This is a genomic window from Pseudomonas brassicacearum (assembly GCF_000585995.1).
Taxonomy (GTDB): domain Bacteria; phylum Pseudomonadota; class Gammaproteobacteria; order Pseudomonadales; family Pseudomonadaceae; genus Aquipseudomonas; species Aquipseudomonas brassicacearum_A.
Genome location: NZ_CP007410.1, coordinates 1191568 through 1211945 on the forward strand (window position 1 = coordinate 1191568; position 20378 = coordinate 1211945).

18 protein-coding genes and 2 pseudogenes are annotated in these 20378 nt (G+C 58.0%); 11 read left to right on the top strand and 9 right to left on the bottom strand.

What is annotated here, in order from left to right; all coding sequences use genetic code 11:
• The first annotated feature begins 44 nt into the window (after window positions 1-44).
• The 3 genes and pseudogenes from CD58_RS05045 to CD58_RS30005 form a co-directional block, all read left to right on the top strand.
• A complete protein-coding gene (locus CD58_RS05045; protein ID WP_235195311.1) occupies window positions 45-212 on the top strand; it encodes a Rieske (2Fe-2S) protein in 168 nt (55 codons plus the stop codon).
• Between the two features lie 220 nt (window positions 213-432).
• Window positions 433-512: pseudogene (locus CD58_RS31780) on the top strand (PH domain-containing protein); the annotation flags it as partial.
• Window positions 493-573 (top strand): annotated as a pseudogene (locus CD58_RS30005) (PH domain-containing protein); the annotation flags it as partial. The pseudogenes CD58_RS31780 and CD58_RS30005, both read left to right, overlap by 20 nt.
• A 39-nt stretch (window positions 574-612) precedes the next feature.
• Here the strand turns inward: CD58_RS30005 and CD58_RS05050 are convergent.
• Together CD58_RS05050 and CD58_RS05055 are read right to left on the bottom strand one after the other, a co-directional pair.
• On the bottom strand, window positions 613-1029 hold the full coding sequence (locus tag CD58_RS05050; protein ID WP_025211974.1) for a VOC family protein: 417 nt from the start codon (window positions 1027-1029) through the stop codon (window positions 613-615).
• A 231-nt stretch (window positions 1030-1260) separates the two neighbouring features.
• Window positions 1261-1773 (bottom strand): GNAT family N-acetyltransferase, encoded by a 513-nt coding sequence (locus CD58_RS05055; protein WP_025211975.1) that lies wholly within the window; start codon window positions 1771-1773, stop codon window positions 1261-1263.
• A 124-nt stretch (window positions 1774-1897) separates the two neighbouring features.
• On the opposite strand from CD58_RS05055, the gene CD58_RS05060 reads away from it, so the two are divergent.
• Entirely contained in the window at window positions 1898-2443 is a 546-nt protein-coding gene (locus CD58_RS05060; protein ID WP_025211976.1) for a DUF4256 domain-containing protein, read from the top strand.
• Window positions 2444-2639: 196 nt separating this feature from the next.
• Here CD58_RS05060 and CD58_RS05065 read toward each other — a convergent pair whose 3' ends face one another.
• Window positions 2640-4148: a DUF6630 family protein gene (locus CD58_RS05065; RefSeq protein WP_025211977.1), complete on the bottom strand. Its 1509-nt coding sequence runs from the start codon at window positions 4146-4148 to the stop codon at window positions 2640-2642.
• A 472-nt stretch (window positions 4149-4620) separates the two neighbouring features.
• On the opposite strand from CD58_RS05065, the gene CD58_RS05070 reads away from it, so the two are divergent.
• From CD58_RS05070 to CD58_RS05080, 3 genes are read left to right on the top strand one after another with little or no spacing between them, the layout of a single operon-like run.
• Window positions 4621-5424, top strand: a complete 804-nt coding sequence (locus CD58_RS05070; protein WP_025211978.1) for a helix-turn-helix domain-containing protein — start codon at window positions 4621-4623, stop codon at window positions 5422-5424.
• Window positions 5424-7811, top strand: a complete 2388-nt coding sequence (locus CD58_RS05075) for a hybrid sensor histidine kinase/response regulator (protein WP_025211979.1) — start codon at window positions 5424-5426, stop codon at window positions 7809-7811. The genes CD58_RS05070 and CD58_RS05075 overlap by 1 nt, the downstream gene beginning before the upstream one ends.
• A gap of 1 nt (window position 7812) precedes the next feature.
• Window positions 7813-10164: a TonB-dependent receptor gene (locus tag CD58_RS05080; protein WP_025211980.1), complete on the top strand. Its 2352-nt coding sequence runs from the start codon at window positions 7813-7815 to the stop codon at window positions 10162-10164.
• Here the strand turns inward: CD58_RS05080 and CD58_RS05085 are convergent.
• Window positions 10148-11233, bottom strand: a complete 1086-nt coding sequence (locus CD58_RS05085; RefSeq protein WP_025211981.1) for a sensor domain-containing diguanylate cyclase — start codon at window positions 11231-11233, stop codon at window positions 10148-10150. The two genes, CD58_RS05080 and CD58_RS05085, sit on opposite strands and share 17 nt — an antisense overlap.
• 535 nt (window positions 11234-11768) lie before the next feature.
• Here CD58_RS05085 and CD58_RS30015 point away from each other — a divergent pair.
• Window positions 11769-13262 (top strand): sialidase family protein, encoded by a 1494-nt coding sequence (locus CD58_RS30015; protein ID WP_144238519.1) that lies wholly within the window; start codon window positions 11769-11771, stop codon window positions 13260-13262.
• Window positions 13263-13446: 184 nt separating this feature from the next.
• Here CD58_RS30015 and CD58_RS05090 read toward each other — a convergent pair whose 3' ends face one another.
• The 3 genes from CD58_RS05090 to CD58_RS05100 all read right to left on the bottom strand — a co-directional run bounded on the left by CD58_RS05090 (window position 13447) and on the right by CD58_RS05100 (window position 15498).
• On the bottom strand, window positions 13447-13713 hold the full coding sequence (locus tag CD58_RS05090; RefSeq protein WP_025211982.1) for a Rho-binding antiterminator: 267 nt from the start codon (window positions 13711-13713) through the stop codon (window positions 13447-13449).
• A 95-nt stretch (window positions 13714-13808) separates the two neighbouring features.
• Entirely contained in the window at window positions 13809-14696 is an 888-nt protein-coding gene (locus CD58_RS05095) for a dihydrodipicolinate synthase family protein (protein WP_025211983.1), read from the bottom strand.
• Window positions 14697-14715: 19 nt separating this feature from the next.
• Complete coding sequence (locus CD58_RS05100) at window positions 14716-15498, bottom strand: aldolase (RefSeq protein ID WP_025211984.1); 783 nt, start codon at window positions 15496-15498, stop codon at window positions 14716-14718.
• A 150-nt stretch (window positions 15499-15648) separates the two neighbouring features.
• On the opposite strand from CD58_RS05100, the gene CD58_RS05105 reads away from it, so the two are divergent.
• Window positions 15649-16215 (top strand): helix-turn-helix domain-containing protein, encoded by a 567-nt coding sequence (locus tag CD58_RS05105; protein ID WP_025211985.1) that lies wholly within the window; start codon window positions 15649-15651, stop codon window positions 16213-16215.
• 500 nt (window positions 16216-16715) lie between these two features.
• On the top strand, window positions 16716-17075 hold the full coding sequence (locus tag CD58_RS05110; RefSeq protein WP_025211986.1) for a DUF6124 family protein: 360 nt from the start codon (window positions 16716-16718) through the stop codon (window positions 17073-17075).
• A 242-nt stretch (window positions 17076-17317) separates the two neighbouring features.
• On the opposite strand, the gene CD58_RS05115 is transcribed toward CD58_RS05110, so the two are convergent.
• Window positions 17318-17518, bottom strand: coding sequence for a KTSC domain-containing protein (locus CD58_RS05115; RefSeq protein WP_025211987.1), 201 nt, complete (start codon window positions 17516-17518; stop codon window positions 17318-17320).
• A gap of 144 nt (window positions 17519-17662) precedes the next feature.
• On the opposite strand from CD58_RS05115, the gene CD58_RS05120 reads away from it, so the two are divergent.
• On the top strand, window positions 17663-18430 hold the full coding sequence (locus CD58_RS05120) for a hypothetical protein (protein WP_025211988.1): 768 nt from the start codon (window positions 17663-17665) through the stop codon (window positions 18428-18430).
• 916 nt (window positions 18431-19346) lie between these two features.
• Here CD58_RS05120 and CD58_RS28995 read toward each other — a convergent pair.
• Window positions 19347-19745, bottom strand: coding sequence for an SMI1/KNR4 family protein (locus CD58_RS28995; RefSeq protein WP_158482151.1), 399 nt, complete (start codon window positions 19743-19745; stop codon window positions 19347-19349).
• Window positions 19746-20378: the final 633 nt, after the last annotated feature.

Sequence of the window (20378 nt, forward strand, 5' to 3'; positions counted from 1 at the left end):
GCCCAGGCACGTTCGCTGTCGTCATCGACGACCAACACTTTGAAGTGCCGCATGCCTGCCCACACCGCGCAGGATGGTTGGAGCACGGGGTGATCAATCAGCAGCGCAAAAGCATCACCTGTCCCTTGCACTTTTCGGTGTTCAGCCTGGAAACGGGCGAGCAACTCAGTGGGCCGCCTTGTGGGCGTCTTGAGGTAAAGCGCCTGAGTTAACGGCGCGGTATGACTGTCGGCAGGCTCGGGCGCGCCCGGGCCTGCCGAATTGACCAATATCCTCGCTTGGAATATCCCGGGTAAAGTGTTCCTGCCAGTTGCGCTTCCAGTCTTCTCGGACTTGAAGGTCACCTCGTATTCCGCATGGGCTTCGTGGGTAAGGTTGAAGCCCTTGCTGTTGAGCCGCAGGCACTCCATTATCTTCCTTAAGGACTTGCCGATGATCGACTTCAACAACAAAGGCTTCTTAAACTCAAGCAAAACGACGAATACGCCGAACGGCAAAGTGAAGTTCGAGTTCACCGGCAAGACCGCAATTGTGGAAGTCTCCAAGGTGATCTCCAAACACCTCCTGACCTGATCGGCAACTCAATGCCCATCGCCAATCCGCTGTGGGCACTCAGGGCTCCAACGCCGGGCCCTTCAACTCGATCTGGTTGCCGTCCGGATCGAAGCAATAGATCGACCAGCCTTTTCCTTCCGCGCCATAGCGCATCTGGGCTTTCTCAACGCTCAGGCCGGCGGAAGTCAAATGAGCGAGAAGGGCTTGTTCATCGAACGGTTCGATACGCAGGCAGAGGTGATCGACGTTGTGCCCTTGCTTCCCGGGCGCCGGCCCACCCTCGAGACCGAGGGGGCCGTCGACAGCAACCAGATCGATCATCGACACACCGGTGCTCAGATGAAGCATGCCTAGATCGTCCCGGCGCTTCTTGAGCTCGCAACCGAGCACCGATGTGTAGAAAGCGAGGCTACGTTCAAGGTCTTTTACACGCAGGACGATGTGGTCGATACGTTGGATCGTGAAGTTCCGCATACAGGCCTCCTGGTTCGGGGGTGGGAGCTATGGGTGACTTCACCTTAGCTATTCATGCGGGAATGTCATAGCGACAAAAAGCTCTGTAGCAGGAGGCGCAGCGGTAGCTGGGGTCGAGTCGCTTTGAACAGGAATTTCGCACGCTATCAAAGGGGCTGATACCGTGCGGAAAACTTGACTCAAACGAGACCCCAGGTTCCTTGAATGAGTCCGATCTCGCGCCACTGGTACTTAGCCGATGAACCTTTCCATCAAACGCAAACGCAGTTCTGGCTTGTCTGGCCTGGGCCCGATATCGGTCCAACCATGATGACTGTAAAACTGTGCCGCCCTTGGGTTCGTCTCGCTCACCGACAATCTCATCCGGTCGCACCCCAGACTGGCAAGAAAATGGGTCGCATAAGCCAGCAGCAACTTCCCGGCACCGCGTGATCGCCACTCGGGAACGAGATAGAAAAAGTGTATGTAGCCCACCAAGGGGGCTTTCTTTAGCAGTGACATCTCTATCTGACCCACAATCCGTGTTTCATCCCAGACATGGACAATGCTGCCAGGAATCACGGCTGCCTTTTCTCGAAGCGACTCAAGGTAATGCCGCTCCCCATCGGGACCACCCAACTGTTGTGCAGAACCGAACGCACAAAGCAGCATGTCGTTGAAGAAACGAACGCAGACGTCGCTGTCCTGATCAAGATTTATGGGATGAAAGCTCAATAGAGCGTCTGACGTGCTTCCCCTGACCATCGGTGTTATTCCTGAACTCGCAACCTAGCCCTGAAGACCGTAGATAGACCGCCAATGCTGCTTCAACGCTTAGCTGAAGGAATAACTATCATTGAACAACCGATCAGCAGCGGACGCCACCCTCATGCAAAAACAAGAGCAGGACAAACTCCTCCAAGCCCTAAAAAGCCGATTCGAACAAAACACTCATCGCCATCCAGACATTCCGTGGGCTGATGTCCAGTGCAGGCTGGAGAGCAACCCCAACGCCTTGAAATCCCTTCAGGCTATGGAAGCCACCGGCGGCGAGCCAGACGTGATCGGTCTCGACCCGAAGACCGGCGTTGTCACCTTCTGCGATTGCGCCAAAGAAAGCCCAACCGGCCGCCGCAGCCTCTGCTACGACCGCGCGGCCCTGGACGCTCGCAAGGAAAACAAGCCAACAGGCAGCGCAGTTGAAATGGCCGAAGCGATGGGCATCGCCCTGTTGACGGAAGACCAGTACCGAGCATTGCAGGAACTGGGTGAGTTCGATGCCAAGACTTCCAGCTGGCTGGCAACGTCCCCTGAGCTTCGCGCCCTCGGCGGGGCGATTTTCGGTGACTTTCGTTATGGCCGGGTGTTCGTTTACCACAATGGTGTGCAGTCGTATTACGCGGCGCGAGGGTTTCGCGGGTTGCTGCGGGTTTGAGCCCTCAAAAACACCGCTAACCCCGTGGCGAGGGAGCTTGCTCCCGCTGGGCTGCGCAGCAGCCCCAAAGCCATCCACCACGGTGTGCCAGGAAGAGCGGCATCAGCAGGTTTTACGACTGCTGCGCAGCCGAGCGGGAGCAAGCTCCCTCGCAACGGTGATAGCGTACGGTCGAAGGAAATGCGGCAGAAGCCCCTCACTCAAAAACCAAAACCTCACCCCCCTTGGCCTCAACCATCTCGCTAAATTCCGGCAGCCGCGCGACAAACTCCGTCTCGAACGCCAGATACCGATCCTGCGCCGCCAAGTAACGAATCTCCGGCTTTACCCGCGCAATATCCTTGGAAGACAGCTTCACCACCTCATGGCTGCGCTGATTCCAGAACCAGGCCAGGGTGTGTGTGCCAAACGTATTGCTGCTGTAATTCCACACCCACCAATCCCCATGCCCCCGGGCAACATGAAGCTGCCCATGAAACGTGCGCAACGTGATGACCTGCTTGGGCTGCGTGACCAGCAGGCGCGTGTCCTGGCGTAGTTCACTGCCGAAGCCGTCCAATGTCGCCTTCGTCGCAGTGCCAGTCATGAAGTTGAAGCGCCACGCCAACAACACCGTTTCCTGATAACCCGAATGCTCAACGTTCTGCCGCGCGCCTTCGCTGAACAGTAAAACCTCGTCACCCCCCAGGTACGCGGTTGAGGCCCGCAGCTTATAGGCCTCAGCGGGCATCGGTTTGGCGACGAAGGCCTGGTGCGGCGATTCTTGATTCCAAGTCCAGCAGCGCGGGCCATTGTGCTGCATGAACAGCAAGCGACCAGGGCCGACGGGCAGGATCGTCAGTTCATCCGCGTGCTCGAAAATCACCTCGCTGCTGTCCGCCGTGATCCGCCAGATCCGCGTCACATGCTCGGGTTCGTAAATACGCTGGCGTTCGAATATCGCCGGGCCTACCACCACGCAGGGCTGTTCAAACTCCGGCCACTGCACCCCGGCAGGCCCGAACGCCGCGATCTCATCGCCTTGCCGAATCTCGTATTGGTAACGGTCATCCGCACTGTAATCGCCGCGCATCACCCGACGTTTCCACAGGCTGCGCTGGGCATCGGCATCGATGAGCTGCAAATCCGCGCCGTCCACGCCGTCGGTGCGGTGTTCGAGCATGTCCTGCTCGGCGGGCGGCCATTGGTTGTAATCAATCAGAAAGCACAACCACTGGTCTTCGTCCTGCTCGGTGATGGCGGCCCAACCGTTGCGGTAGTTGTATTCGTGCACATAGGTGGAGCCGGGGTAGTCATGGACTTCTTGCAGCCACTTCACCTTGCCGCGTTTGGGTTTGGCCGGTTTGCGTTCAGCGGCGGCAGGCTTGGGCGGCTCGATCAACCCCGGCGTGAACCTCGGCTCAGCGCGCTGTTTTTCCCAATACTTGGCAAACGCCTCGCGCTGATCGGTGGGGACAATGACCGGCCGGTAATCATCGCCACCGGCGTCCAGGTTCCACAAGTCATAACCCTGACCCGCCAACACCGGCGCCAGCGCCTCGAAGCAGACCTCGGGCATCTCATTGGACAACTCATCCAACAACGCCTCGAATTCCGGCCCGGCAAACACGCCGATGTCGGGATAGTAGTGCTGAAACAGCGCAAGCAACTCGCCGCCCGGTGTTTTCCAATCGATATGAACCAACGGATCAAATTGCGATTGCATCACGCCTGTCTTCCCTGTGATTTCCCTGGGCGCCATCTTAGCCGCACCCCTACCGAAAAGGACAATCACACCCCCCACCATCTGATCGTTCCCACGCGGAGCGTGAGGAACGATCGAACGCTGCCGAACTTAAGTAAACGAATAATCCCGTGGCGAGGGAGCTTGCTCCCGCTGGGCTGCGCAGCAGCCCCAAAGCGATGGGCACAGTCCACTGTGGGAGCGAGCTTGCTCGCGATAGGGGCAGGTCAGGCACAGCGATGGCGGCTGGTATATCGCTATCGCGAGCAAGCTCGCTCACACAGGTATTCTCGGCGCCTTCAAGTCTTCGCCGGACCTGCCGCTATCGGTATAACGATTTTTACCGATCCATCGATTGGCTTTGCAATACCGTTGCTTTCCGGCAATTAATTGGCAAACGCACGATAAGAGAACGTAGCGCATGGACGACGGACGATACGAAAGGCGGGCGGCGATGGCTGGAGGCGCGGCGGTGTCATCCGAGCCGCCGCATATTCTGCTGATCGACGATGTCCCGGAGGATATCCGCGCAACGCTCGTCCTGCTCAAGGCGCAACCCTGGCGCATTTCCCTGGCCAGCGATGCCCACCAGGGTTATCAACGGGCCCTGGCCTTGCGTCCGGACCTGATCGTGCTGGACGTGCACATGCCGCACATGAACGGTTTCAGCCTGTGCAGGCTGTTGCGCGAGGCACCGGCGACCCGGCACACGCCGATTCTATTCCTGTCGTCGGCCAACAGCTCCATCGAGCGTCTGGAAGGGCTGACCGTGGGCGGGGTGGATTACATCCCCAAATCCTGCGCGCCCGAGGAAGTGCTGGCGCGTATCAAGATCCACCTGCAATTGACCTGGCGCGCGCCGCCCACCGGTCAAGCCAGCCCGGCCCATCCGGAGCCGGAGGGCGATGAGATCGTCCTGCGCGCCGCGATGCGATTGATCGAAGAACACCTCGATGACATGCCTTCCCTGGTGCAACTGGCGCAAAAAGTCGGCACTCACGAGAAGCGCCTCTCGCGGATCTTTCGTGAGCACCTGGGACTGACCGTGTTCGCCTACATTCGCGATGCACGGCTGCGTCGCGGCCAGGCGTTGCTGTCCGAAAGCGCCATGAGCGTGCAGGACGTCGCCGACCTGGTGGGCTTTCGCAATGCGTGCAACTTCACCACGGCCTTCCGCCAACGAATCGGCATGACGCCCAGCCAGTTTCGCCAGCAAACCCTGGGCATTGCCGATACAGAGTCGGCCGGGCGCGCCTGATGCGGCTCCTACAGTTTTTATTGCTGGCGATAGCGTTGTTATCCACAGGCTTGCTGCACGCCGCGCCTGTGGATATCTGCCGGGCGGACCACCTGGACCTGATGCCCGCGATACAGATTTTCGAAGACACTCAAGCCAGCTTGAGCCTGGAAGACGTCGCCCGACTGCCCGAAACGCGTTTCAACGCCGCAACCCCTGGCTGGCCGACCCAAGGCTATAGCCGCTCCGCCTTCTGGTTGAAAGTGCAGCTCACCAACTCAAGCGCCGTGGCGTGTTCGCGCCTGCTGGTGATCGGGGCGCCGCGCCTGGAAGACATCCGTGTGTACCAGTCGGGACATGACGCCCACGCCGGAGCCGCCTATCCCTTGGCCGAATGGCCCCAACCGGCGGCGCGTCAGCCGGCGTTCCCGGTCGCGTTGGCGGCGGGGCAGAGCGTCACGGTGTTCGTCCGGGTGGCGAGCCATTTTCAGATGTTGCTGGAGCCGGAACTGTGGTCCGAACCGGCGCTGCTGCGCAGTCAGCAGCAGACCTACCTGAGCGACGGACTCACCCTCGGCATTGTCTTGCTGGTCGTGCCATTCGGCTTCATCGTCGGCTGGATCCTGCGCTCCCGGTTGCTGAGCGTGAATGCGGGTGCGGTCCTGAGCTACATCCTGCTGACCTGCATCCTCAACGGCTACCTGATCTATTGGCCCGCCGCGCTGGGTTGGACACGGGAGCTGCTGACGTTCGCCAGCGCAGTCTCGTTCGTCCTGTTCCTCGCCTACTTCCGCGTGCTGTTGCAGGTGTCCGTACTGCCCAAAGTCATTGGCTGGAGCTATTGGCTGCCGCTGTCGGGTTGTGTGCTCGGCCGACTCTGGTGGTTAAAAGTCGATCCCGTCCAGGGCGCGCAGATAGTCCAGATATCCCTCCTGAGTTTCTACGGGGTGCTGCTCGTCACGCTGTTCATGGCCTGGCGCAGACGACTGAGCTACAGCTGGCTGGCCTGGCTGGTGTCGGGGCTCTTGCTTGCACAATTGCTGATGCGGATGCTTTTCCCCCAGGAACAATTGCCCTGGCAGTCGCCCCAAAGCAAATACAGCTTATCGTCCACACTACCGGGCGTGATGTTGCTGGTGTGCACGTTGATCATGGAAGTGGCCCGCAGCCGTAACCGCGAAAAAAACGCCCTGTCCACGCTCGAACAACAACGCCAAGCCGAGCACGAACGCCTGGAAAGCACCGTGGCCCTGCGCACGGCGCAGTTGCGCGAATCCCTGGCGGCCCGCAGCGCGTTGATGGCGCGGATCAGCCACGACCTGCGTTCGCCGCTGGTGCGCATCATCGACTACGCGCGCCTGCTGCACGCCGGGCCAAACCGCGATTATCAAGCCACCATCGAGCGCAACGCCCGCCAGCAACTGGAGCTGATCGACGAGATGCTCGAGTTTTCCCGTGGCGAGTTGGAGCAGATGCAACTGACCCTTGCGCCGGGCTACCTGTACGGCTTCCTCAAAGAGGTCGTAGACGAAGCGGGCTTTCTCGCCGCGCGCCAGGGCAACACCTTCGAAGCTGTGCTGGCGGATGACTTGCCGCCACTGGTGGAGGCCGACTTCAAACGCCTTCGGCAGGTCCTCATGAACCTCCTGGCGAACGCGGCGAAATTCACCCGCAACGGCCAGATCCGTTTTGCAGTGAGTGCGGCCCCAGGCGCCGCCGCCGACACCGTGGAGCTGCGCTTCAGTGTGATCGACAGCGGCATCGGCATCGATCCACAGGAGTTCGAACAACTGCTGCAACCGTTCCACCGCGGCCGCAATGCGCAACGCTACGAAGGCAGCGGGCTCGGCTTGTCCATCGTCACGCAACTGCTGGAGCGCATGGACAGCCGGCTCGAGCCGCAGGCCACCGAGCAGGGCAGTCACTTCAGTTTTCGCCTTCAGCTTAAATGCGCCGAGGAACACGACCTCGAAAACGGCATTGTCGACAACAACGCCACGCCGTTTGACGGCACGGGCCAGCACGTCCTGCTGGTGGACGACATCGAACAGAACAGCGAATGGCTCTATGACCTGCTGGCCGGCTACGGATTTGACGTGAGCATGGCGGCGAACGGCGAAGACGCCTTGGCCTGCCTGGCGCAACAGCCGGTCGACCTGTTGATCAGCGACCAGATGATGCCCGGCATGGATGGCTGGGAACTGCTGCTACAGGTGCGCGAGCGCTGGCGCGACCTCCCGGTGATGCTTTATTCGGCGGTGCCGGCGCGCCGGCCGAAGGGCTATCCGCAGGACCTGGCATTCGATGCGGTCCTGCTCAAGCCCGCCGACAGCAGCGAATTGCTGGCGAGGGTCAAGACACTGGTTTGCTCGGACACGGTGCCACGCGCGATGGCGTGGGAGCGATAGCATGCTGGGTTTGGGTTATCGGCTGTTCTTGCTCGGCAGCCTTTCAGCTTTGCCCTGGGCGTGGGTTCATGCCGGACAAGAGGCCCCCGGCGCCCTCACGCTCGACGAAACCACCGTGACCGCTCGCCGTCGCGAGGAAAACCCGCAGGACGTGCCAATCCCGATCAACGTCCTCTACGGCGAGCAACTGGACGCAGCCGGCCTGCACAATGTTCAAGACATTCAACAGCGCGTGCCCGGCTTGATCGTGTCCGGGCATGACGCCCGCTATGCCGGCTTCGGTCTGCGCGGGTTCGGCGCGACCGCCTACAACGATGGCCTGGAAGGCAGCGTTGGCACCTACGTCGATGGGGTCTACCAGGCGCGCCAGGGCATGGCCTTCACCGAGTTGATAGACATCGAGCGCATCGAAGTGCTGCGCGGGCCCCAGGGTACCTTGTTCGGCAAGAACACCACCGCCGGCGCGCTGAACATCATCACCCGGCAACCGACGTTCCAGCCCGAAGCCAACCTCGAAGCCAGCTATGGCGAGCGCGGTCTGCGCGAATATCGCGGAACGATTTCCGGGCCGCTGCGGGACGATGTGCTGGCCGGGCGACTTAACGTTTTCGATAGCGCCACCGACGGCAGCGTGGAAAACCTGCAAGACGGTGCCCGCCTCGGTGACGCCGACAGCCAAGGCCTGCGCGGCCAATTGCTGTGGACGCCGACGGCGGACTTCAGCGCCCGCCTGATCGCCGACTATGCCGAGCAAAACGAGGCCGGCAACGTCCTGCTGGTCAATCACTACAGCCAGCAGACACGCAAGCGCGCCCAGTTCGTCGGCTATCCGCTGGCGGAGCCCGCCCCTTACCAACGCGAGAGCCGCATCGACGCACCGGGGCGCCCGCAAACCCTGCAGAACGGCGTGTCACTGGAATTGAACTGGGATCTGGACGAGGCGATGCGCTTCACCAGCATCACCGCCTACCGCGACTGGGACTACCGCGCCACCCGCGACAGCGATAGCTCCGCGCTGTCGGTCGCGCAGTCCGAGACCGAACTGGGGCACCGGCAATTCAGCCAGGAGTGGCGCCTGTCCGGCACGGCCGGCTCGTCCATCGATTATGTCGCCGGGCTCTACTATCTGCGCCAGCAGCTCGACCGCGAGATCGACACCGAATTCGGCAAGGACGCCGCGCCCTGGTTCGTCGGCGACCAATTGGAGCAATTGCAAAAGCTCTATGGCATCACTTTCACCGATCCGAGCCAGGTGCCGGCCCAGTTGCTGGAAGGCGCCCGACAACATTACGACGGCGAGCAGAAGGGCGACAGCCGGGCGATTTTTGGTCAGGTTTCCTGGCGCCCCATCGACCCCCTCGAACTGACCGGCGGCCTGCGCTACAGCCAGGAACGCAAGGACGGCTGGGTCTCCCGCGACGTCAGCAACCTCGCCCCGCTGACGGGCTTGCCGCCGGTTTTCCAAGCGGGTGGCCAGTTGTTGCGCGACATCGCCCTTGGCCGTGCCTATTACCGCGAGGACTCGATTGAAGAAGACAACGTCTCCGGCCTGCTCAGCGCCAGCTATCGTTTCAGCGACGCGGTGATGGGCTACGTCAGTTGGTCGCGCGGCTACAAGGCCGGCGGCATCAACTTCGATGTGGTCGGCCCGTTCACCGCGCCCACCTTCGAGCCGGAACGTGCCACGTCGCTGGAACTGGGCATGAAGACGCGCTTCTGGGATGAGCGTGCGCTGCTCGACCTCGCCGTCTACCAGACCGACGTCGCCGACTACCAGGCGCTCACCTACAGCCCGCCAACGTCCGTGTTCGCGCCGCCGCTGCGGGACAACCTGATCAATGTCGGCAAGGTCCGCTTGCGCGGTATCGAACTGGATTCCGCCTGGCAACTCACTCCGCAACTCACCGGACGCCTCGGCCTGGCCTGGAGCGATGCGCGCTATCGCAGCTTCCCCAACGCCCCGTGTCCGCCAGCCTCGGGCCAATGGACCTGCGACCTCAGCGGCGACCGTGTCTACAACGCGCCGGAATGGAACCTCAGCAGCGGCCTCGACCACACCCATCCGCTGCCCTACGGGCTGGAAGCCTTCAGCGGCATCGACTACAGCTTCCGGACCGGCTACTACGGCACCCTCGAAGGAGGCGAAGGCAGCTATCAACCCAGCTACGGCCTCACCAATGTGCGCCTGGGGCTGCGCAGCCAGGACCGTACGTGGGAAGTGGAAGGCTGGGTGCGCAACCTGTTCGACCGAAACTACATCACCGCCGTCTATTCACTGCTCGGCGCCGGTGACTACGGCGTCATGACCGGCAGCGAAAGAACCCTCGGCACCACCGTCAGGCTCCGCTATTGAGCGAAATAAACCGGGTCGGACAAAACGCCAAACGATTACCGCCAGCCTTTTTCGACAGGTACATCGCCTGGTCCGCCTTGCTGATCAGCGCATCGACCTCCTGCCCATGCTCAGGAAAAAACGCCACCCCGATACTCGCGGCAATCTCCACCGTTTGCGCGCCGATCAAGATGGGCGCATTGGCCGCCGCCAGCATCCGCTTGAGCAAAGGCTCGCAGTCTTGCACGTCCTGCAGCCCCACCAACCCAGCGACAAACTCATCGCCACCGAGCCGCGCGAGCGTGTCGCTCTCCCGCAGCGTCGCGTTGATCCGCGCCGCGACAATCTGCAACACCCGATCACCCCAGTCATGCCCGTAACTGTCGTTCAGCGCCTTGAAGCCATCCAGATCAATGAACGCGATGGCGACCTTATGCTGGTGAATACGTGCCTTGCCCAACGCCTGACGCATCCGCTCGGCCAACAGCAACCGATTAGGCAATTGCGTCAGCGCGTCATAACGGGCGTCGCGCTCCAGCAACTGAAGGCGCTGCTTCACCTGCGTCATGTCGCTGAGCAGCGCCACGTAGTGCCGAACATTCCCGTGACGGTCATGCACGGCGCTGATGCTGATGCGCGACGTCATCTCGCGGCCATCCTTGTGGTTGCTTTGAATCTCCCCGGACCAATGCCCGTGGAAATCCAACGCATTCTTCATCGGCGCATAAAACGCCGCGAGCCGACGCACCATGCGATGGGAATTCAACTCGCGGCCCTTCACCTCGTCTTGTCCGTAACCGGTCAGGCGCGTGAACGCCTCGTTCACACCGATGACTCGCCCGAAAGGGTCGACCAGCATCGCCCCTTCCCGCGCGTGGCTGAACACGGTCGCGGCCAGCTCCGAACAAACACCGGTACCGCGCCGCTCCAGCAAGTCCGAGTCACGGATGGCCGGCCGCGTCCGCGAATCGAAGCCCTGCTGCGCCAGATAACCGGCCAGGAACGAAAACGCCCGGTGCAGCCGGGTCAGCGCGTTCGTTACGAGCCTGGAATCGAAGCAATAGCTACGGATGAAGGTGCGTAGGTTCATTTGGGTCTATGTGGGGCTGGCGGGTAAGGGGGGCGAGCGAAGGGGGATTATCGTGGGGTGAATTTGCCGGCGACTTTGCTGGAGCGGATGAGAGCTTTGCGGGAGGGGACGAAGGAAAAAGATTTCTGCTGGGGGAAAGAGCGCGCTAGCCAGGGCTACCTAGACCTAAAGGAAAAACACTACCCCCGTGGCGAGGGGATTTATCCCCGCTGGGCTACGCAGCAGCCCCAAACCGCCGGACGCAGTCGGCTGGGACGGTTGGCGCCTCGGACGAAGCGGCCCCAAATACTGATTGGCTACCCATTGATGCTGCTTTGCACCTGCCGATGTTTTCAAGCTTCATGTGACTGAGCCGTAATTGGGCTGCCCTAGGCTCATCGTTTTGCTGTAAATCAGGTATGCCTTGGTTCGCCGCAAGGCACTTTTACGGCAGAACTCAGTTCAACGGCTGAGCGAATATCATCTTGGTGGTGGCATATCGCCAACAAACGGATATGATGTTGTTGTCCTCTAACTTCCGCCGGTAAGAATGCTAATGAAAATAAAGCTGTTGCTATTGTTTCTGCTGATCCTGAATGGATGTACACAAGTTCAATACCGTTCAGCAAGAATTGAAAATTCAACTGATGGAGCAATGGTTCTACGTGTTTTTCCCAATATAACTGGTGCGAGCCAGTTCTTCGGAAATTGGCAAAGCATTACACTCGAACGTATACCTCTCAATGGTGGCGAACGGGCTACTCAGTATGTAATTACCCCTAGACTGGAAGCTACATCCAGAACAGCAATTTATGCCGGCGCGTTACCACCGGGGACTTACCGCTTCGTTCAGTTCTCCGCTCAGCAATGTATCTATACATGTGTCAGTTCATGGGTAGATGTTCCCTCTAAATTCAGTCGCTTCGAGGTGCAAAGCGGCCGGCTCACAGATCTTGGTGAGCTAATTCAAGCGTGGCAAGGGAAGAAAGTTATATTTTCTCACAGTATTAAGCCAGACCACGCTAGAGCGGAAGAGGTGGTGAAAGGAGTATTGCCGGATCTTAAACAGCTGCTATCACAGCCTCTACTGTCGTGGAACTCCGAATCGGTTCCTGAGTATATGGAAAGTCTCTTCGAACTTTCTAAAGAGGTTAGCTATGGCGTTGTATCGGTTAAGAATACCAACCAAGACAGCTTTATCTATGGAAGCTCTAACGGTGTAGTCTACAGCTGGATACCCGGTCAGGCTCCAGTACCGCATGATATTGATCGTAGGGCCTCAATCGAATCTATCTTGGTCACTCCATCCGGGAGCTGGTTGGCCGGTGGCGAGTTGGGTGTGCTGCAGCAATCGGATGATGATGGCAGACACTGGCGATCAATCAGAGGGAACCTGCCATTTGGCGTCGTGGTTGATCTCCACCACTGGCACGACAAAGTGATTGCAACATCATTACGTGGTAATCAGGTTTACGTGCACTCCTCGGCAGAAGGGGATAATGAGTGGAAACTACTAGCCCACTACGACACAGACATTTCACAGCTTTGGGATATCCCAGATGTCCGCCCGCAATCTTTTTTAATTGATAATCAGCTCATCACCACAGTTCCGGGTCGCAAGGTTGCAGTTATGGACTTGAATAGCGGAGTGTCGGATATTCGAGATCTTCCGGGAGCAATGCAAATGTTTTCGGTGTCGCGAGACAAGGTATTGAGGTGCAGATGTGCTGCGGTCGTAGTAAATCCCTATGAAAGTCATGATTTTGGAAAAACTTGGCGAGACTCTACCAGCTCTCGCATTATGCAGATGCCAATATTTCGAGATGAAAATAACGGGGTTGCATTTAATGATGGTTTTTTTGCGCCAAGCCGAATGACATACACCTCAGATGGTGGCAATACATGGGTTGAAACTACTAAAACTCCTATGTTCTTCAAACAGCTTTTTTATAGTCGCGATGGGAGAAGCGTATACGCAGGGACTCCCAATGGTGACTTTTGGATTTCAACAGATGATGGTCGCCACTGGCGACCTGTAACGAAGGAGTAAAACACGAACCTTTGTCCTTTAGCTCTATCCGATCCCTAAGCAAACCACCCCCCAGACCACCCAGCGCAGTTCATCGCAAGAGGATCATGACCACTGCTGTCAATAAATGACTACTAGTCAGGAAAAGCAACAAATTACGAGGTAACTCTATGGAGTCCACTTCCCAGGGGCGCGTCTGAATGGATTACCCACTCGCCAGCACAACCCGGCCAAACCGGGCGTTTTGCTCCTGCGGCGTAATCGCCAATAACTGATCGAGACGAATCTCCAGGCGACCTTCCGCAGTTTTCACATCGAGAAACTCCTCCCACGTGCGAGCGGTACGCGTGGTGATCGCACGGGCTGTTAGGCGTTGGCCGTCAGTCAGTTCGATGTCCAGCGTGTAGCCGTACAGGCAGGCGATCTCCAGATAGTCATGCAAGTCGCAGTTCAAGGTGCGATAGGTGTTCATCTCATTGCCTCTACGGTCATGGCGGTGCTCACCCATTAGGACAACAGCGACCGAACAGGATGGCCCACCTGTCGGTCGCAAGGGAGCAGCGCGATTTAGCGCAGTTGTTTCAGCATCGTTTGCAGTTGGCTGACGCGCGCCGCATCAAGGGGAAACACCGGCAAGCGCGGATCACCCACCTCCAGGCCCAGGCTGCATAGACCAGCCTTGATGGTGGCGGGCAAACCGCCCTTGAGGATGAAGTCCAGCAGCGGCAATTGACGATAGAACAACGCCCGGGCCTGGCTCAGGTCGTTGGCCAGGACGGCGGCGTACAGGTCGAGGTTGAGCTGCGGGATCAGGTTCGGCGCGGCGGTGCACCAACCCTTGGCCCCGGCGGAGAAGGCTTCCAGCGCCAGGGGGTTGCAACCGTTGTAGAACGGCACCTGGCCTTCGCCCAGCAATTGCAGCTTGTGCATGCGCTGAATGTCGCCGGTGCTTTCCTTGACCATGGTGACGTTATCCACCGCGTTGAAAATCCGCAGGATCAGCTCCACCGACATGTCGATGCCACTGGTGGCGGGGTTGTTGTAGAGCATGATGGGCAGGTCGATGCTGGCGCCGATGGCCTGGTAGTGCGCGAGGATTTCCGCCTCGCTCAATTTCCAGTACGAGGCCGGCAACACCATCACCACATCGGCGCCCTTCGCTTGGGCAAAGCGTGCGCGGCGCACCGCCTTGGCGGTGGTCAGGTCAGACACGCTGACCACGGTCGGCACCCGGCCGGCGACGCGGGCAATGCTGAACTCGCTGACCTGGTCCCACTCGGCGTCGCTCAGGTAGGCGCCTTCGCCGGTGCTGCCCAGGGGCGCGATGGCATGCACGCCGCTGTCGATCAGACGGTCGATGGACCGGCCCAGCGCGTCCAGGTCCAAGCCCTGGCCGTCGGTGGAGAAGGGCGTGATGGTGTAGCCGATGATGCCGTGGATATTGGGGGTAGACATGGCTTCGCTCCTGGTGGGGTCAGTTCAGGCAATCGGCGTGTTGACGCAGGGTCTGCCGGGCGTAGTAGTTGAAGGCGGCCGCGTGGCGCTTGGGGCGGGCGATCCAGTCGTGGGCTTCGCGGCCCAAGTGAGGCAGGATCGGTTTCACCTCGCCAGCGGCCATGGCCAGCAATTGCAACTTCGCGGCGCGTTCGATCAGTTGGGCGATGTTGCAGGCTTCTTCCACGGTGGCACCGGTGGACAACTGGCCGTGGTGGGAAAGCAGGATGGCGCGCTTGTCACCCAGGGCACCGGCGATCAATTCGCCTTCCTCGTTACCCACCGGCACCCCCGGCCAGCCCTCCAGGAAGGCGCAGTCTTCGTACAGCGGGCAGAGGTCCATGTGGGAAATCTGCAGCGGCACTTCCAGCATCGACAGCGCGGCGATGTGGGTCGGGTGGGTGTGAATGATGCAATTCACATCCGGCCGGGCGCGGTAGACCCAGGTATGAAAGCGGTTGGCCGGGTTGGGCATGCCATGGCCCTCCAGCACCTCGAGGTCTTCATTGACCAGCAGCAGGTTACCGGCGGTGATTTCATCGAAGCCCAGGCCCAGTTGCTGGGTGTAATAGGTGCCCGGTTGCGGCCCGCGCGCGGTAATCTGCCCCGCCAGCCCTGAGTCGTGACCATTCTCGAACAGGATGCGGCAGGTCAGGGCCAGCTTTTGTCGTACAGTCCACGTATTATCCGGCAGTGTTTTCTGCATCTGGTTAACAGCATGCTGGACCAACTGGTCCTTGGGCGTCGCCAGTGTCTTGCTCATACCCGTTCTCCTGATTCGTTCTTTGACCGTTCTTGATCCGCGTCATGGAAGCTGTGAAAGGAAGGTGCTAATGACACTAAATAGACTATATGACACAAAGTGTCATTTGCAATCGCAGATTGTCCGTTTCTCTGGAAATGTTGGTTACCTATGTCCATTCGCTTGAAATTGCTCAGGAAAAAACTCGGCATGACACTGGACGTCCTGGCCGAAAAAACCGGGATGACCAAGAGCTACCTGTCCAAGGTGGAGCGGGGCTTGAGCACGCCCTCCATCGCCACGGCGCTCAAGCTCGCCAAGGCCCTGAGCGTGAAAGTCGAGGAGCTGTTCTCTGAAGAAAGCGTCTCCCTCGACAGCTACAGCCTGGTGCGCAGCGAAGACCGCCAATCCCTTGCAGCGAGCAGCGGCAGCTCCGAATACGCGGTATTGGCCCACCAAGTGTCCGAACGCAGCCTGCTGCCCTTCATCCTCTATCCGGCCGCCGAATTCACCGCCCATCACGCGTTCAAGGAACACACCGGGGAGGAGTTTTTGTTCGTGCATGAGGGGCAGGTGGAAGTGGACTTCATGAACGAGCGCGTGCTGCTGAACCGCGGGGATGCCTTGCATTTCAATGCGCAGAAACCCCATCGCCTGCGTTCGGTGGGGGATGTTCAGGCGCAGTTGTTGGTGGTGGTGCACAGCGATGAGTCGTCGGAGAAGGGCGAGGGCGCCTAGTGGCTCCAATCGCAGGTAACCAACGTTGCGAGGGAGCTTGCTCCCGCTGGGCTGCGCAGCAGCCCCCCTCCAATGAGCGCCTCGCCACAGATCTTCCGACAGCCTCAACTGAACGGTATCGGGGCATCTGCTCAGACCAGTCGAGTGGCGTCTGTCAGTAAAGACCGACAGACACCAGCGACGAAGGCCCGCTAGGCCACAGCGCCTTGCGCCTTTGCCTACAACTACGCCAGAATCCGCCGGCTTGTGCGCCTGGGGTTGCGTCGGTAGTTTTGGACCTGTCACTGATGGTCAGTGATCGGGTTTAGCAGCTCGCCGAGTTAAGTCGCACAACGCGTCATCAGACAGGAATCCCCATTCCTGCACTTGATGGTGGCTGTGCGCAGGGCGTCCTCGGACGCGCCGATTTCTTAACTCGTCGGTCTGCTAACCTGCGTACAGCTGCCTCCCAATTCGTTTAGCAGCGAACGGGTCGTGGCCTCAACCAGAGAGTTAAGACCATGGTCAAAGTTACACCGAATCCTCCAGTTACAGACGAACCCACATCCCGTGCCCAGTCTGCCCGCAACAAAAAGCTCGACGACGCGGCCACGCGAGCGTTGGATTACTACCTGAAACCCAAGGCTAAGAGCGAAACGTCTGACAAGTCAGATTCCATTTTTCGGATTGATCCGGGGGTTGATTCTGAGTGTTTGCTTGCGAATCTCAGTGAGAATTTGGCTTCGGCTAATGCCATGATCAATGATTTGGCGTTTGATTTGGATGGGGCACGACGGCGTGTTGCGTTGGGGATTTTGCAGGTGATTGAGGTGAGTGAGCTGTTGGCGAATCGGGCTTTGGATATTGTTGAGGTGAGGTAGGCAGCAATATCACGTGCTACCTAAATGAAAAAAGGTCTTGCCCAGCAAGACCTTTTTATGAGCCCGAGGGAGACTGTAGTGTTCCAGTAAACTCAAGGCCTCCAGAGAGGTTTGCTTTCTAGGGATACATGTAGGGATACATGCTCGCCATTGCTGTAGGCAGTATGAAGAGTTTCAGCGATTCCATGCAATCCATTCAGTCACTCACTCTCCCACTGATACGCCTGGTACGTGCGGCTCGTTCAGCATTGGTAACGATCCTTTATGACTCGGTCGAAGTAGCCCCCTTTTGACGGTGCGTTAATCAGCCCTTGATAGACGTTCAATGGTACGCGGCAAAAGTCGTACGTCTTTCCTTGCTTGAAGGTGATCTTCATTCGGTTGGTCGCCGGGTCGTAACCTACAGCTGTGATCGCACTTGAGTTCACGCGAACCATTTCCATTGGGACGTCCTTTCATGGAGGGAGCTAACCGATATGTCAGCATCACTTAGGATCGTAGCTCACGATATCCATTCGGCCTGTTCAAGCCGGGGTCGATTGCGGCTACCATTTTATCGATTCACAATTTATTAGACCGGAGTGGCAATGACGAGATCGGTAGAAGCCAATCGGGATCCGATTTCGAAATCTACAACGATGATGCTTGACGCTGCTGTCAAATGGATTGGTTGGTTGGAAGATTACCCAGGCTGGAAAGAATGGAATCGAGAAAGATTTAGCCGCACGCTCTACGACGACAATCTGGTCCCAGATGCTGATGAGGCAGAGCAACGTGTGTTTGTCTTTTCTGAAGACGTGGAACGCCAACACGCTGTGGTATTTCAGTACCTCAGCCTGCAACAGACTTCAACGGCCCTCAGGGAATGTGAATACTACTTTCGAAGATTTCCCTTTCACGGCTTGCCTGTCGCACATTCTGATCACATCACGAACATCTGCGAGATGTACTTCGGACGTTTCTACGAGTTCAGGGAGCGTTTGAAGAAGTATCTCAATGTGGTTGCGGTGGCTGCACCAACACGCCGAATTGACGTGGGAGGGTTTATCAAGGTTTTTGATAAAGAGTTCGATGGTGAGCTAAGAGCCCGTAACTCGGTGCACCACCACTCTCGTTTCGAGGATGCGGCTATCGAGCGTGTGTTTCTAACTCACGTCGTCTCGACCGGACCTTCTGGAAATGGGTGGAAGGCAGAGCGCCAGGCAGCCTACCGCAAAGTTACGCAAGAATGGGTTGCCAGGGTCAGAAAACGTGCATCCAAACTGGAAGAGTTTATGGAGGCTGCTGCTCAGTTGACTTTGAATAGCTGTGACTTTCTATCGGTTAGTCTCGCACCCAGCGATACGAACTCTTGATCTCGAAAGTAGCCCGGTTGCTCGGGGCGTTGCTGAATCTCCACCGATAAAACCCGCTGGGGACCCTGAGCGTCAAGGGTACGGGGTCGGAAACCCGCGGGATCTTGGTAGCGACAGAGATTGCACCTTACTGAAATTTCAACGTTGAAATTGAAAGGACCCTGACGAAAAAAGGGCATCGTTACCGTTACGGTAAAGGTGAGCCATTGTGTTGCTGATAGCGAACGGTTGAACCTGGTCAACCTTGGGGATGGTGTCAACCGACGTAGAAAACTCAGTCGCTAACAAGATGCTGCGGGTTCTTTGCCCCGTACCCATTCGAAATACCCAGGGTCCCCGGCGAGCTAACAAGCGATAGGGCAAATGCACAGGTGAACCACCAGTTCACCAGGTTCACTTGTTCACTAAGCTGTGCACTTTTTCGCTAACACGATCACGCGGGTTTCCGACCCCGTGTATTAAAGAAACCTCAGGGTCCCCGGCAAAATTTGGAACTGCTCCTGACGTTCGCTGGTGGCATTGATGCTTCCGGGGACCGGGGGAATACGTATCCTTCTGAAAGCAGTGTTACGAACGTTACTGGTGTAACGGTTATCGATAACTAGCTGTATTTATTTGATATTTTTGCGTAGCGCTGTGTTTGAGCATGAGCTTTTTAGGAGTGTTACTAAGCCAACTGGTGTAACGCTTCAGAGGTCTGAAGTAGACCCATAAAACAGCAAGGAAGCTATTGTCGAGCTCTCGCTTGACCATCAGCAACGATTGGCAGTTAGGTATGAGCACTTTGCTAGGGGTCAGCAAGCTATCAGCGATTAGCCCGCTGGTGTGACAGGCCGCTACCGGCCAGAAGCCGCTGCTGGAGCTTAATTCGAGTTCAAAGGGGCGCGAGACATAAGGTTGACTAGGCCGGGCTCAATCATGCCTTGCCTATCAGCGATATGAACCCTGTAAAGCTATCTGCAATCCTTTCCACGGACTCTTCTGGAGCGATCCCATCGAAACAAACGATAGGCCAAGGTGGAGAGTTTCCTCTGAGATCGAAAGCTACAAGCTCACCTGCACCGTTACTACCGAACACAAATAAATCTGGAGCTATTTGCTCATAGAACAAAACCTGCTTGGGGTCGGCGGTAACCTCCGCAGAATCGAGAACGAAGTTAAATGGACCAACAGGTAACGGCCCCTCGCCACCATTGCTGAAGGTCAGCAACTGGTAGTACTCATCAGGGAGCACATGCGGTACAACCGCTCGCAACGCGGCCAACGCATCATAAGAAGCCCCTGGTGATCTATGCCACTCTCCATCAATTTTCAATTCTTCAGGTCTCAGTTGATTTATCGCCAGTCGTGACGCAGGCAGCCGAAGGCTGCCTAAAACTATTACCGTCGCTGCTCATAAGCGGATGGCTTTACTTACGACAAGCATACGCATGTCAAAGTAACGTTCAAGGCACCTTGGGGTGAATTCAGGATCACTGGCCACAATCTCGATGATCGCATTGGGTAGATTTCGGCCAGTCGTGACTGGCAAACATCGACCCAAACAGGCCTGTCGTGCGACCGGCAGAAAACGGTCAAAAGCGGACGCTCACACGCTACCGCTTCCGGCCAAAAGTGCACGATGGACACGGTGATGGAAAATGAGTAGTGTCACGGGAGCTGTATTCGACTCTAGAAGGTAGCAGGGCTTGCCTTTATCCATGTCGCGTTTCTCCCTGAGCGATGTCACATATGCCGCGACCCACAAGGACTTACAGGACGACAAGGAACGTTATATGACACGCTATCGCGACATGACACGCGACATGGCATCTCGCTTAATAGTAGTTATGGTTCTAGCGGGCAACAGGACTCACCGACATCCATGTCGCGTTTTTCCCCGAGTAATGTCGATTTTGCCGCGACCACCTTTACGCTAGACAAGGACTTACAGGGCGATAGGGAACGT

Excerpts from the sequence above, each read along its gene's own strand:
- CD58_RS05085 (WP_025211981.1), bottom strand. The coding sequence starts at position 11,233 with ATGAACCTACGCACCTTCATCCGTAGCTATTGCTTCGATTCCAGGCTC.
- CD58_RS05105 (WP_025211985.1), top strand. The coding sequence starts at position 15,649 with ATGTCCATTCGCTTGAAATTGCTCAGGAAAAAACTCGGCATGACACTG.
- CD58_RS05120 (WP_025211988.1), top strand. The coding sequence starts at position 17,663 with ATGACGAGATCGGTAGAAGCCAATCGGGATCCGATTTCGAAATCTACA.
- CD58_RS05100 (WP_025211984.1), bottom strand. The coding sequence starts at position 15,498 with ATGAGCAAGACACTGGCGACGCCCAAGGACCAGTTGGTCCAGCATGCT.
- CD58_RS05090 (WP_025211982.1), bottom strand. The coding sequence starts at position 13,713 with ATGAACACCTATCGCACCTTGAACTGCGACTTGCATGACTATCTGGAG.
- CD58_RS05060 (WP_025211976.1), top strand. The coding sequence starts at position 1,898 with ATGCAAAAACAAGAGCAGGACAAACTCCTCCAAGCCCTAAAAAGCCGA.
- CD58_RS05115 (WP_025211987.1), bottom strand. The coding sequence starts at position 17,518 with ATGGAAATGGTTCGCGTGAACTCAAGTGCGATCACAGCTGTAGGTTAC.
- CD58_RS05110 (WP_025211986.1), top strand. The coding sequence starts at position 16,716 with ATGGTCAAAGTTACACCGAATCCTCCAGTTACAGACGAACCCACATCC.
- CD58_RS05095 (WP_025211983.1), bottom strand. The coding sequence starts at position 14,696 with ATGTCTACCCCCAATATCCACGGCATCATCGGCTACACCATCACGCCC.
- CD58_RS30015 (WP_144238519.1), top strand. The coding sequence starts at position 11,769 with ATGAAAATAAAGCTGTTGCTATTGTTTCTGCTGATCCTGAATGGATGT.
- CD58_RS05065 (WP_025211977.1), bottom strand. The coding sequence starts at position 4,148 with ATGCAATCGCAATTTGATCCGTTGGTTCATATCGATTGGAAAACACCG.
- CD58_RS05075 (WP_025211979.1), top strand. The coding sequence starts at position 5,424 with ATGCGGCTCCTACAGTTTTTATTGCTGGCGATAGCGTTGTTATCCACA.
- CD58_RS05055 (WP_025211975.1), bottom strand. The coding sequence starts at position 1,773 with ATGGTCAGGGGAAGCACGTCAGACGCTCTATTGAGCTTTCATCCCATA.
- CD58_RS05080 (WP_025211980.1), top strand. The coding sequence starts at position 7,813 with ATGCTGGGTTTGGGTTATCGGCTGTTCTTGCTCGGCAGCCTTTCAGCT.
- CD58_RS05050 (WP_025211974.1), bottom strand. The coding sequence starts at position 1,029 with ATGCGGAACTTCACGATCCAACGTATCGACCACATCGTCCTGCGTGTA.
- CD58_RS05070 (WP_025211978.1), top strand. The coding sequence starts at position 4,621 with ATGGCTGGAGGCGCGGCGGTGTCATCCGAGCCGCCGCATATTCTGCTG.